Below are 12,688 nucleotides of genomic sequence, written 5' to 3' on the forward strand. Positions count from 1 at the left end.
CGCATCCGCTATCCGTCCGAGGGCCACGCCGACGCACAAATACGCACATAGCCGCTTTCCGCAAGGCCTCGTGGCCGCTATATGCCGCCTCATGACACCCCGCGACAAGATCCGCAATTTTTCCATCGTGGCGCATATCGACCACGGCAAGTCGACCCTCGCTGACCGGCTGATCCAGGTCACGGGCGGTCTCTCCGATCGCGAGATGCGCGAACAGGTGCTCGATTCCATGGATATCGAGCAGGAACGCGGCATCACGATCAAGGCCCAGACCGTCCGGCTGAACTACACGGCCAAGGATGGCGAGACCTATGTCCTGAACCTCATGGACACGCCCGGCCATGTCGACTTTTCCTACGAAGTCTCGCGCTGCTTGGCGGCCTGCGAAGGCTCTCTGCTGGTGGTGGACGCCTCCCAGGGCGTCGAGGCGCAGACGCTCGCCAATGTCTACCAGGCTATCGAGCAGGACCACGAGATCGTGCCCGTCCTCAACAAGATCGACCTGCCAGCCGCCGAGCCGGAACGGGTGAAAGAGCAGATCGAGGACATTATCGGCCTCGACGCCTCCGACGCCATCGAGATTTCGGCCAAGAACAACATCGGCACCGAGGATGTCCTCGAAGCGATCGTCAAGCGCCTGCCCCCGCCGCCGGAAGGCGACGCGGACAAGCCGCTCAAGGCCTCGCTGATCGATGCCTATTACGACCCCTATCTCGGTGTTGTCGTCATCGTGCGCATCGTCGATGGCGTCATGCGCAAGAAGCAGAAGATCCGCATGATGCGCGCAAAGTCGACCTATGAGATCGACAAGGTCGGCGTGTTCAGCCCGAAGCCGACCGATGTCGACGAACTCGGACCCGGCGAAGTCGGCTTCTTCGTCGCCTCGATCAAGGAAGTCGCCGACACCGCCGTGGGCGACACGATCACGGACGAGAAGAACCAGACCGACACGCCGCTTCCGGGCTACAAGGAAGTCGTGCCGATGGTGTTCTGCGGCCTCTTCCCGGTCGATGCGGGCGACTTCGACGACCTGCGCGCGGCGATGTCGAAGCTGCGCCTGAACGATGCGTCCTTCACCTGGGAAATGGAAACCTCCGCCGCCCTAGGCATGGGCTTCCGGTGCGGCTTCCTCGGCCTCTTGCACCTTGAAATCATACAGGAGCGCCTCTCGCGCGAGTTCGACCTCGACCTGATCGCGACGGCGCCATCCGTGGTCTATGAGATGACGATGACAGACGGCTCTGAAATGGAGCTGCACAATCCCGCTGACATGCCGGATGTGGTCAAGATCGCCGAAATCCGCGAGCCATGGATCACCGCAACCATCTACACGCCCGACGAATATCTCGGCTCCATCCTGCAGCTCTGCCAGGACAGGCGCGGCATCCAGAAGGAGCTGTCCTATGTCGGCGGCCGGGCGATGGTGAAGTATGAGCTGCCGCTCAACGAGATCGTCTTCGATTTCTATGACCGGCTGAAATCCATCTCCAAGGGCTATGCGAGCTTCGACTATGAGATCATCGGCCACCGCGCCGGCAACCTCGTGAAGATGTCGATCCTGGTGAATGAAGAACCGGTCGACGCCCTCTCCATGCTCGTCCACCGAGACCGCGCCGAGGGCCGCGGCCGCCAGATGTGCGAGCGGCTGAAGGACCTCATCCCCCGGCAGATGTTCAAGATCCCGATCCAGGCCGCCATTGGCGGGCGCGTCATCGCTCGCGAGACCATCTCGGCCCTGCGCAAGGATGTGACGTCCAAGTGTTATGGCGGCGACGCGACACGCAAACGCAAGCTGCTCGACAAGCAGAAGGCCGGCAAACAGCGCATGCGCCAGTTCGGCAAGGTCGAAATCCCGCAGGAAGCCTTCGTGGCGGCGCTGCGGATGGATGATGATTGAGGCCAGCTCCCCCGACGTGATGGATAGAACTCGGCCTGCGCGCTGATAGAGTCGCCCGTAAAAGACATATGCGGGAGGCAAAATTGGCGCACACAGACCTGTTCGACCCTGTCGAGTTCAACGGCCTGAAACTCAAGAACCGGATCGCCCTGTCGCCGCTGACGCGGGCGCGCGCGACGCAGGATGGCAAGGCCGGGGAGCTTCAGGCGGTCTACTATTCACAGCGCGCCAGTGCCGGCCTGCTGATCACCGAGGCGACCGCCGTCGTTCCGGGCGGGCGGGGCGGCCCCTTCCTGCCGGGCCTCTGGGAAGACGCCCAGATTCCGGGCTGGAAAGAGGTGACGGACGCGGTCCACGCGAAGAATGGCCTCATCTTCAGCCAGCTCTGGCATGCCGGCCGCCTCAGCCACTCATCGCTGAGCGCAGACGGCAAGAGCGCACCCGTGGCCCCGTCCGAGTACAGCCAGCCCGGCGAGATCTTCACCGAGGCCGGGCCGCAGCCTTACGAGCCGGTCCACGTCATGACGAAACCAGAGATCAAGGGCATGGTCGGCGCCTATGAGGCCGCCGCAGCCCGCGCGAAAAAGGCCGGCTTCGATGGCATCGAGCTCCACGCGGCGCACTCCTACCTGATTTCGGCCTTCCTGAACGACATGACCAATAAGCGCGAGGACGAATATGGCGGCTCCATCGAGAATCGCGCGCGCTTCCTCAAAGAGATACTGGAGGCCTGCCTCAAGGTCTGGGACGGCAAGCGCATCATGGTCCGCCTCGCACCGCTCGGCCACGCCTATGGCACCTGGGATACCGATCCGGAGCCGCTTTTCACACATGTCATCGACGTGATGAACGAACTCGGCATTGGCTGGCTTGATCTGGTGGAAGGCGACACGGGCGTCACCCGCAAACCCGAGCCGTACTTTGACGTACTGAAGCTGCGCGAGCAGTTCAATGGGCCGACGATCCTCAACAATCTCTACACACGGGACATGGCGATCGAGGCGCGCGAAAAGAATACGGGCGACATCATCGCCTTCGGCCGCCCCTTCATTGGCAATCCCGACCTGGTCGAACGTCTGAAAGCCGATGCCGAGCTGCATGAAGCCCCGCTCAAGGCGTATTATGGCGGCGGCGCACGCGGCTACACCGATTTTCCGACCATGGAAGAAGCGTGACGGGGCGCGCCCCAAGCCGCCTCGTCAGTGAACCGCTTCCGGCATGGCGTGGCGTTCGCCCAGCCACTTGTCCATGACGACGCAGGCGGTCAGGTCGCCTGACACGTTTACCGAGGTCCGGCACATGTCGAGAATCCGGTCGACGCCGAGCAGGATGGCGGCCCCATCTGGCGGTATGCCCAGCCCCTGCAGGATGGTTGCGAGGATCACGATGCCGACGCCGGGCGTTGACGGGCTGCCGATCGAGGCGCCGACCACGGTGAAGATCAGGACGGCGAGTTCGACGGTGGACAGGTCGACATTGTAGAGCTGGGCGATGAACAGGGCGGCGACGACCTGGTAAAGCGCCGTGCCGTCCATGTTGACCGTCGCGCCAAGCGGAATGAGGAAGCGCGAAACCGGCGGGCTGACCCGCAGCCGGTCTTCAGCGATCCGCAGCGACAGGGGCATCGTTGCCGCCGAGCTGGACGTCGAGAAGGCGAGCAGCTGGGCATCGGCGATCTGGCCGGCGAACTTCAGCGGATTGCGCCCGGCAAAGACCAGTACGATCAGCAAGTAGACCAGCAGCAGGATGATCAGCCCGGTAATGACCGTGGCAATATAGGCTGACAGGCCCAGCAGCGCGCTGAGACCAACGCGCAGCACGAAATCCATGATCAGGCCGAACACCGCCAGCGGCGCGAGCCGCATCGCCCAGCCCACAATCTTGAGCGAGACATCCTGGACCAGCTGGACAAGGCGCAGCGCCAGCTCGCGTTTGTCGATAGGCAGCGACATCAGCGCGATGCCGGTAAAGACCGCCGCCACCACGATCTGCAGCATGTTCTTGGTGACGGCCGCCGAGAGGAGATTGGAGGGAATGAGCTCTGCGATCTGGTCGGTCGCCGAGAATTCAGGCATCGCCGCCACACCGCCGGCCGCGGCCGCGCTGCCCGAATTGACGAGATCCAGCGTGGTGCTGTCGATATACTGGCCCGGCTCGATCAGCTTCGCCACCGCAATACCGATCAGCACGGCCAGCACCGATGTACACACGAAGTAGGGCACGATCCGCGAGGCCGCCCGCTTCAGGAATTCCGGATCGCTGGAGGACGTGATGCCGAGAATGATCGACGAACCGACCAGCGCCACCACCACCATCTGGATCATGTTGAGGAAAATCCGGCCGGGCAGGCGAGCCCATTCGCCGAGATTGTCGACCTGGCCCGGCAGCACCGCGAAAACGCTGCCAGACCCCGGCGAGAGAAGGATGCCGGCGACGATCGCCAAGATCATCGCAACAAGGATCTGGGCCCAGAGGTGGGACCGGATGAGGCCGCGAATATCGCTCAGGCGAAGCATTCTGTTCATCGTGTGCCCCACCGGCCTCCGATTAATGATCACGTTTGTTTGCCAGACACGCCCCAACGATCAAAGGCCCGGCGGGGCGAACTCTTACCAGCCCCAATACGCACGGATATCCGCAAAAGTCCGGATAGCCGCCGCAACGTCACCGATAGGCAGCCAGGGCTGGTGCCGGTACACTGCGCCAAAACAAATGGGAGAGACCGCCATGCCGGACACCGCCGCCAGCTTCGAAGAGCTGATCTACGAGGTCAGCGATCATGTCGCGACCATCACCCTCAATGCACCGGACCGGATGAACACGATTTCCGGACCAATGCTGGACGGGCTCAGCGAGGCCCTGCTCAAGGCCGACGCCGACCCGGACGTGCGCTGCGTGATCCTGACGGGTGCGGGCCGGGCCTTCTGCGCCGGGCTGAACCTTGAAAGCGCGACCAAGGGCGAAGGCATCGGCTCCGGCGCCGTCTCATCGGCGCATCTGGACCTGCGCAACACGCCGCCGACCATCCTCTTCAACATGGACACGCCCACCATCTGCGCAATCAATGGCGGGGCGGCCGGCTATGGCATGGACACCGCCCTTGGCTGCGACATCCGCATCATGTCGGACAAGGCCAAGATGGCGGCCGCCTTCACCAAACGCGGCATCCTGCCGGAAAGCGGCGGCACGTGGTTCCTGCCGCGCATGCTCGGCTGGGAGAAGGCCGCGCAGCTGATTTTCACCGGCCGCACGCTCAGCGCCGAGGAGTGCCTCGACTATGGCCTCTGCTTCAAGGTGGTCGCCCATGACAGCCTGATGGACGAGGCCCGCGCCATGGCGGCGGAAATCGCCTCCAACGCCCCGCTCGCTGTCCAGGCCACCAAACGCCTGATGCGCATGGGCCTTTCGGAGCCGTTCACCGAACACGTCCACCATGTCTTCCTGCAGCTCCTGCCGCTGATGCGGTCTGAAGATGCGCGCGAAGGCATGATGGCCTTCCTCGAGAAACGCCCGGCGAACTTCAAGGGCCGCTAGCGGCGGGCCTGGCCAGCCGCATAGGTCCAGAGCTGGCCGGCATCGAAGGCGAGCGCGCGTGCCTCGTCGCTTGCGCCCATCCGCACGAGCGCATTCAGCAAGCCGGCAAGCGCGCCGCCTGACAGCGTCTCGACCTGTCCGTCGGTCTGCGTGAGGATGGTCAGCAAGGCCTCACCCGTTGCGCCGGCGCGCTGACCCGTGTCGATGGCCAGCAGGATGCCCGGCTCCACGGGGCGGGCCTCTATCTGCGACTGGGCCAGAGCGGACCGCGCCAGGACGGGCATCGGGACGTCAAAGCCGGCCCAGACGGAGAAGAGCTGCAGCGAATCCGAAATCTGCTCGCGCTCATAGCCGGTCTCCAGCAGCGTTGCGACGATGCGCGCGGTGTCCGCTGATGAGCGCTGCTGCGCGAGGAGGAGGCTGTAGCCTTCCAGCATGGCCGCCTCGAAGCGCACGCGGTCATCGGCATCATCCGGCACGCCAGCAAGCCATTTCCGGGCGACATTGACCGACCCGTTGGAAAGCGCTGCAACCGCGAAGGGGATCGCAGCCTGCGCAGTATCCTCATTAGCTGGTATGGACTGAAGAGCCGGGGCGAAAAGGCGGGCCCTGGCCGCGAAGCTGACCGGATCTATGGCCGCTTCGCGAAGCGCCTCGCGCACGGCCAGCGCCTGCTCCTCGGCCAGCGAAATCTCGTCAACCGCATCGCCCTCTTCCGGGGCCGGGACGTCCGGCGCGGCAGGCTCGGGCGCGGCATTTGCCATGGCCCGAAGGTCAACTGGGCCCGTCGGTGCCGGTGTCACCAGCGCCAGGTCCGGGACGACCGGTTCGGGTTCAGGCGCCTTTGCAAGCACGACGAACGCGGCCTCGATGGCCGATTCCGGCTCGAAACCCTCTTCCTCGATCAGGGTCGTGTACAGCTGGCGATGCTGGACGGCGGAAATCTCACCGGCTTCTGCGGCGATGCCAGCAGCGGCCAGACGCAGACGGATCGGGCGCTCGATATCCTCGGCGATCAGCGCCGCAATATCGGGGCGCGCCGCAGCGAGGCTTTCGCTGTCCGGCTCAAGCCCGGCCATCTGCGACATCGTCAGTTCCAGCCCGGACCCGAACCGGGCCGGCGGGCGATCCTCTGCCTCGCTCAGCATGGCAAAGGCGACATTGGTGAACCAGGGCTCGGCGCCTTCCTGCTGTCCGGCAATCTCGATGGCAAGTTCGGCGGTTTCCGGTGCGTCGGCCTTGAGCGCACAGATCGCCCGCAGCTCGGACCAGAAACGGCCCTCACCGGTCGTATTCATCTGCGCGCAGACGAGATCGACCTCGCCGCGCGCCAGGCGATTGTCGGAGAGGATGATGTCAGGATCGACATCCGCTGGCGGCACATCGACCTGCTCTGCCAGGCTGGCGGCCGCCCGGCGCTCACCGAGTGCATGCAGCAGCTCGATCCGCAAGTCCTGAAGGGCCGGCGCCAGATCGCCGCCCGGTGAAGCAGATGGCGAGCGCAGGGACCGGCTGAGCAGCGCCTTTTCGCTTTCGGACATCAGCGAGACATCCATGTGCTCGAACAGCGCAATCAGATATTCGGGATCCGACGACGACCAGAGCCCCTGTCCGAAACCGCTCTCGCCGCGCTCAAGGAAGTTCGCTCCCCACGGGTCGACATCGCCCAGGCCGCTCGATTCGATCTGCGCCTGCCCGGGCAGGACCATCAGAACCGCGCCCAGGCCCAGGGCCAAAGCCCTGAACCTAGAAGACATTGTCGATCTCCATCCGGACCTCGCCATCTTCAGGCATGGATTGATCGACCTGATTGCCGAGCCACCAGAGAAGACCGATGACGCCCAGAATCAGGACAACGAACAGAATTAGCCACTTGCGCAATGCCAAACCTCTTTCTCGCAGATCGAATCTGCCGGAATTGTTGCCCGCTTCGTGCGAGACTGTATAGGACAGTCAGTAGAGAAGCGAAAACCCGATGAGCGCACACCGCAATAACGCAATAGACGCTGGCAGAATTGAGGCGGCCATTTCCGACCGCACAATCGCGCTGGTCGGCTTGATGGGCGCGGGCAAGTCAACGGTCGGGAAAAGGCTCGCCGACCGGCTCAACCGCCAGTTCTACGACAGCGACAATGAGATCGAGAAGGCCGCTGGCCTTTCCATTTCGGACATCTTCACCCTGCATGGCGAAGCCGAGTTCCGGCGCGGGGAGCGACGCGTGCTCGAACGCCTTCTGAATGAGGAGCCACATGTCCTGGCGACGGGCGGCGGCGCCTATCTCGATCCGGAAACACGCGACCTGCTACGCGAGAAGGCCGTGACGATCTGGCTCAATGCAGACCTGGAAACGCTCTGGCGGCGCGTCTCGCGGCGCGGCCACCGGCCCTTGCTGAAAGCCGAAAACCCGAAGGGCGTTCTCAGCCGCCTGCTGACCGAGCGCACGCCGATCTATGAGCAGGCCGACCTGGTCGTGCGGAGCGAGGAAGGCCCGCACAAGGCGACTGTTGAGTCGATCCTGCGAGCCCTTGATGACTGGTCGAAAGCCCGCCATGCCTGAAACGATGAGTGACACCAAACGCGTCCGGGTCGAACTTGGCGACCGAAGCTATGACATCCTGATCGGCGAAGGCCTGCTGGCAGAGGCAGGCACGCTAATTGCGCCCATGGTGCGCCAGCCGCGCGTCTTCGTCCTGACCGACGACACGGTGGGCGGGCTCTACGCAGACACCCTCTCTGATAGCCTGTCGCGCGCTGGCCTTGCGATGCGGATGAAATCGGTCCCCCCGGGCGAGGGCTCGAAATCCTGGGCCGTGCTGGGTGACGTGCTCGACTGGCTGCTGTCGGAGGGCGCAGGCCGCGACGATGTCCTGATCGCGCTGGGCGGCGGCATTGTCGGCGACCTGACCGGCGTCGCTGCATCGCTGATGAAGCGCGGCATGAAGTTCGTGCAGGTCCCGACCACGCTGCTGGCGCAGGTCGACAGCTCGGTTGGCGGCAAGACGGCGGTCAATGCCAGCCAGGGCAAGAACCTTATCGGCGCCTTCTACCAGCCCCAGCTGGTGCTGGCAGACACAGCCGCCCTGAAAACCCTGCCCGAGCGTGAGCGGCTGGCGGGTTATGCCGAAATCGTCAAATACGCTCTGATCGATGATCCGGACTTCTTCGACTGGCTGGAGCGCCGCGGCAAGGATGTGGTCGCGCTCGACCCCGAAGCGCTCGGCGAGGCCGTTGCGGTCTCCTGCGCGGCCAAGGCGCGGATCGTGTCGCAGGACGAGACCGAGGCGGGCGTGCGCGCCCTTCTCAATCTCGGGCATACGTTCGGCCATGCGCTCGAAGCGGCCAATGGATTCCAGCCATCCCTGCTCCATGGCGAAGCGGTTGCCGCCGGCATGGCGCTGGCGCTGCGCTACTCGGTCCGGCAGGGCCTCATGAATGGCCAGGATGCAGACCGCGCATCGCGCCTGCTTGAATCGGCAGGGCTTGTGACACAATTAAAGCGCCTGAACGGGGGGCCTTACCCGGCAGACAGGCTGACGGAAGCCATGAAGCAGGACAAGAAGGTCCGGGCCGGCCGGGTTCCACTCATCCTGGCGCGGGGACTGGGCCAGGCCTTTATACAACCGGACGCCGATCTTTCGGATGTCCGCGAATTTCTCAATGAGGAGCTTCAGCAGGGCTGAGCCATGATTATCGGAACCGCTGTCGCCATCCTGCTTCTGCTCGGGATGTCGGCGTTTTTTTCGGGCTCTGAAACAGCCCTCACCGCCGCTTCCCGTAACCGGATTCACGCGCTCGAACGCGAAGGAAACAAACGCGCCGCGGTGGTCAATTCGCTGATCTCCGACAGGGAGCGCCTGATCGGCGCGATCCTGCTCGGAAACAACCTCGTCAACATCCTTGCCTCCGCACTGGCCACGAACCTGTTCGCGAGCCTGATGCCCGGCGGCATGGGTGTGGCCGTGGCAACAGCCGTGATGACCGTCCTCGTCCTCGTCTTCGCGGAAGTGCTGCCGAAGACCTATGCCATCACGCGCGCCGACTCCATGGCGATGTCCGTTGGCAAGCCGATCAGCTGGCTCGTCGCCGCCGTTGCCTGGATCACGGTGCTCATCCAGGCCGTGGTCAATGCCACGCTGCGCATGGTCGGCGCCGGCGCGCCCGATGCGTCCTTCACCGCCGAGGAGGAAATTCGCGGCGCCATCGACTTCCACCACTCCGAAGGCGGCGTGGACGAGGCTGACCGGCACCGCCTTGTCGGCGCGCTCGACCTGAAGGACATGACCGTCGAAGAGGTGATGATCCACCGCAAGAACATCACCATGCTCGACGCCTCCCTGCCGCCCGGCGACATCATACGCCAGGCCCTCAACAGCCCGCATACGCGCATCCCGCTCTACAATGCAGAGGAAGACGAGATCACGGGTATCCTTCACATGAAGGACCTGTTGCGCGCGGTCGTGCAGCAGAAGGGCACGATCGACGATATCGACTTCAAGGATCTCCTGCGTGAGCCCTGGTTCGTGCCCGAGACAACGCCGCTGCAGGACCAGCTCGACCTGTTCCTGACCGAGCGCAACCACTTCGCCCTTGTCGTGGACGAATATGGTGAGCTTCAGGGCCTGCTGACGCTGGAAGACATCCTGGAGGAAATCGTCGGCGACATCCGCGACGAGCACGATGTGCCCGTACAGGGCGTGCGGCCGCAATCGGACGGGTCCGTCATGGTGGAAGGCTGGGTCACGATCCGCGACCTCAACCGCGCGACCGGCTGGAACCTGCCGGACGACGAAGCCGTAACCGTTGCCGGCCTCGTCATCCACGAGGCCCAGACCATTCCCGAGCCGGGCCAGCGCTTTGCCTTTCACGGCCACCGCTTCGATGTGATCCGCAAGACCCGCAACCAGATTACCGGCCTGCGCGTCTCGCCCATCCCCGAAGAACCGGAGCCTGTCTGACGAGACCGCCTCCCCAACGCCTTGATTGTGTCAGATTTTGCAGACTAGCTTCGGGCCAAGCCATCGAAGGGGACACAGATGAAGACGGTATCTTGGAGCGCACTGGCCGTTGCAGGCCTGTTGGGATTGAGCGCCTGCGCCACGGGCGACGTCACCGCCGCAGGGCCGGATGATGTTGTCGTAACAGGTTCGGGCGGCGACGATGCCGGCCCCGCGCCGGTCCCGTCCGCCCCGCCACCGCCTCCCCCGCCACCTCCGCCACCTCCTGTGATGGCTGAAGAGGCGGCACCGTCTGCCAAGGCAGATGGCATGATCGCGCCTGCACCGGATACGCCTGATACTGAACGCGAACGCCCGCTTCCCCAGTCAGGGACGCTGACCGCCGGTGACTATGACGACGTCCTCAATCCCGGCCTCTACAAGGCCTATCTCGACAAGGCGCTGCAGGGCCCGCTTGGCCGCAAGGACCTGCCCTTCGTCGATGCGGCCGACCGGATCGAGATCGTCCTGACCGACCGGCTCGGCAAGCCGATGCCGTTTGCGGAAATCCTGGTCCAGGACGGTAATGGCGAGACCATGTTCCCGCTGGTGACTGGCGCCAAGGGCCGCGTCTTCCTCTATCCGCAATTCGATGCCCTCGGCGGTGCGGTCACGCTGAAGGCGTCTGCGCCCGGTTCGCAGGGGATCAGCCACACGCTCGATCTCAGCGGTGACAGCGCGCCCGACAAGCTGACGCTGAGCTTTGCCAGCGACGCGCCGAAGATCGAGAAGCTCGACCTCTTGCTGACCATCGATGCCACCGGATCGATGAGCGACGAGATGCGCTACCTGCAGAGCGAACTCCTCGCCATTCTCGATCGGGTGCGCGATGGCCATGGGTCTCTGGACATCCATGCGGGCCTGATCGTCTATCGCGATGAAGGCGACCAGTACGTCGTGCGCGAATTCGACTTCACCGGTGATCTCGAGGCCTTCATGGCGGATCTCGAGGCCCAGAAAGCCCAGGGCGGCGGCGATTTTCCGGAAGCCATGCAGGATGCCATGAAGGCCGGTCTGGACTTCGACTGGCGCGACGGCGCCATCAAGGTGAACATGCTCGTCGCCGACGCGCCGCCGCACGATGAAGACATCCAGGCGACCTGGGACAGCGCGCTCTTCTCACGCACGCGCGGCATCCATATCGTTCCGCTGGCCGCCTCTGGCGTCGACGACACCGCCGAATTCCTGATGCGCGCCATGGGACAGATCACCGGCGGGCGCTACCTCTTCCTCACCGACGATAGCGGCGTCGGCAATCCGCACGCCGAACCGTCGGTGGACTGTTATGTCGTCACCCGCCTCGACAGCCTGGTCGAACGGGTGCTGAACGAGCTGGTCACCGGCCAGCGCGAGGAGCCCGACGGCGGCGACGTCATCCGTATTGTCGGCGACTACAAGGCCGGCATCTGCAAAGTGGAGGGTGCTGAGAGCTAGCGCGCTACTGCGCGACCCAGCCGCCATCCATCTGCATCAGCGCGCCGTTGATCTGGTCGCCGGACGGGCTTGTCAGGAAGACGGCCATGGCGCCGACCTGTTCGGCCGTGACGAACTGCTTGGTCGGCTGAGCGGCGAGTAGGACGTCTCTTTTCACCTCCTCCTCGGATATGCCGCGCGCTCTAGCGGTATCGGTAATCTGCGCATCGACCAGGGGCGTGTGCACATAACCCGGGCAGATCGCATTGCAGCGCACGCCATGCTGGGCTCCTTCCAGCGCGACGACCTTGGTGAGCCCGGCAATGCCGTGCTTGGCCGCGACATAGGCAGCCTTGAAGGGCGAGGCGACGAGGGCATGCGCGCTCGCCGTATTGACGATCCGGCCCCAGCCCTTCTCCTTCATCGGCCCCATCACCATGCGCGTCGTATGGAAGGCAGCCGTCAGGTTCAGCCCGATGATCAGATCCCATTTGGCGACGGGAAAATCCTCGATCGGCGAAACATGCTGTACACCGGCATTGTTGACGAGAATGTCGACCCCGCCAAAGTCGCGGGCGGCATAGCCGATCAGGCCTTCAATGGCCTCTGGATCGGTCAGGTCGGCGCCTGAAAAGCCGATCTTGCCCTCGAAGCGCTTTTCGAAGTCGGCAACCAGCGCGTCGTCCTCGCCCGGCTTGACGAGCCCATTCAGGACAATGTTCGCGCCCTCCGCGGCGAGTGCCTCGGCAATGGCCTTTCCAATTCCGCTCGTGGATCCAGTGACCAGCGCCGTCTTACCGCGATGCAGCATGTTTGCTCCTATGTTCTTGAGTGAGGCTTCCGGCTTGTT

General features: G+C 64.1%; 11 protein-coding genes. 7 read left to right on the plus strand and 4 right to left on the minus strand.

The genetic code is table 11. From position 1 onward, the window contains the following. Positions 1–10: 10 nt before the first annotated feature. Both lepA and D1223_RS06050 read left to right on the plus strand, forming a co-directional pair. On the plus strand, positions 11–1,897 hold the full coding sequence (gene lepA, locus D1223_RS06045; protein ID WP_407646969.1) for a translation elongation factor 4: 1,887 nt from the start codon (positions 11–13) through the stop codon (positions 1,895–1,897). Between the two features lie 83 nt (positions 1,898–1,980). Beyond that, positions 1,981–3,072 carry an alkene reductase gene (locus D1223_RS06050; RefSeq protein ID WP_233353058.1) on the plus strand — a complete coding sequence of 364 codons (1,092 nt, stop codon included), beginning with the start codon at positions 1,981–1,983 and terminating at the stop codon, positions 3,070–3,072. A 24-nt stretch (positions 3,073–3,096) separates the two neighbouring features. On the opposite strand, the gene D1223_RS06055 is transcribed toward D1223_RS06050, so the two are convergent. Continuing rightward, positions 3,097–4,422, minus strand: coding sequence for a dicarboxylate/amino acid:cation symporter (locus D1223_RS06055; protein WP_119375529.1), 1,326 nt, complete (start codon positions 4,420–4,422; stop codon positions 3,097–3,099). 202 nt (positions 4,423–4,624) lie between these two features. On the opposite strand from D1223_RS06055, the gene D1223_RS06060 reads away from it, so the two are divergent. Then, positions 4,625–5,431 carry an enoyl-CoA hydratase/isomerase family protein gene (locus D1223_RS06060; RefSeq protein WP_233349489.1) on the plus strand — a complete coding sequence of 269 codons (807 nt, stop codon included), beginning with the start codon at positions 4,625–4,627 and terminating at the stop codon, positions 5,429–5,431. Here the strand turns inward: D1223_RS06060 and D1223_RS06065 are convergent. Next, on the minus strand, positions 5,428–7,188 hold the full coding sequence (locus tag D1223_RS06065; protein WP_147372698.1) for a hypothetical protein: 1,761 nt from the start codon (positions 7,186–7,188) through the stop codon (positions 5,428–5,430). The two genes, D1223_RS06060 and D1223_RS06065, sit on opposite strands and share 4 nt — an antisense overlap. Next, the gene (locus D1223_RS19140; protein ID WP_267896304.1) at positions 7,178–7,312 is read right to left on the minus strand and encodes a hypothetical protein; all 135 of its coding nucleotides are present in this window, start codon (positions 7,310–7,312) and stop codon (positions 7,178–7,180) included. The genes D1223_RS06065 and D1223_RS19140 overlap by 11 nt, the downstream gene beginning before the upstream one ends. A gap of 94 nt (positions 7,313–7,406) precedes the next feature. Between D1223_RS19140 and D1223_RS06070 the strand changes: the two genes are divergently transcribed. The 4 genes from D1223_RS06070 to D1223_RS06085 all read left to right on the plus strand — a co-directional run bounded on the left by D1223_RS06070 (position 7,407) and on the right by D1223_RS06085 (position 11,859). Then, positions 7,407–7,988: a shikimate kinase gene (locus D1223_RS06070; protein WP_119375532.1), complete on the plus strand. Its 582-nt coding sequence runs from the start codon at positions 7,407–7,409 to the stop codon at positions 7,986–7,988. Between the two features lie 4 nt (positions 7,989–7,992). Then, on the plus strand, positions 7,993–9,111 hold the full coding sequence (aroB, locus tag D1223_RS06075) for a 3-dehydroquinate synthase (protein WP_233353059.1): 1,119 nt from the start codon (positions 7,993–7,995) through the stop codon (positions 9,109–9,111). 3 nt (positions 9,112–9,114) lie between these two features. After that, on the plus strand, positions 9,115–10,386 hold the full coding sequence (locus D1223_RS06080; RefSeq protein WP_119375534.1) for an HlyC/CorC family transporter: 1,272 nt from the start codon (positions 9,115–9,117) through the stop codon (positions 10,384–10,386). Between the two features lie 78 nt (positions 10,387–10,464). After that, positions 10,465–11,859: a vWA domain-containing protein gene (locus D1223_RS06085; RefSeq protein ID WP_119375535.1), complete on the plus strand. Its 1,395-nt coding sequence runs from the start codon at positions 10,465–10,467 to the stop codon at positions 11,857–11,859. Between the two features lie 4 nt (positions 11,860–11,863). Here D1223_RS06085 and D1223_RS06090 read toward each other — a convergent pair whose 3' ends face one another. Then, positions 11,864–12,649 (minus strand): 3-hydroxybutyrate dehydrogenase, encoded by a 786-nt coding sequence (locus D1223_RS06090; RefSeq protein WP_119375536.1) that lies wholly within the window; start codon positions 12,647–12,649, stop codon positions 11,864–11,866. Positions 12,650–12,688: the final 39 nt, after the last annotated feature.

The sequence above is a fragment of the Henriciella mobilis genome (assembly GCF_003576285.1).
GTDB classification, from domain to species: Bacteria; Pseudomonadota; Alphaproteobacteria; order Caulobacterales; family Hyphomonadaceae; genus Henriciella; species Henriciella mobilis.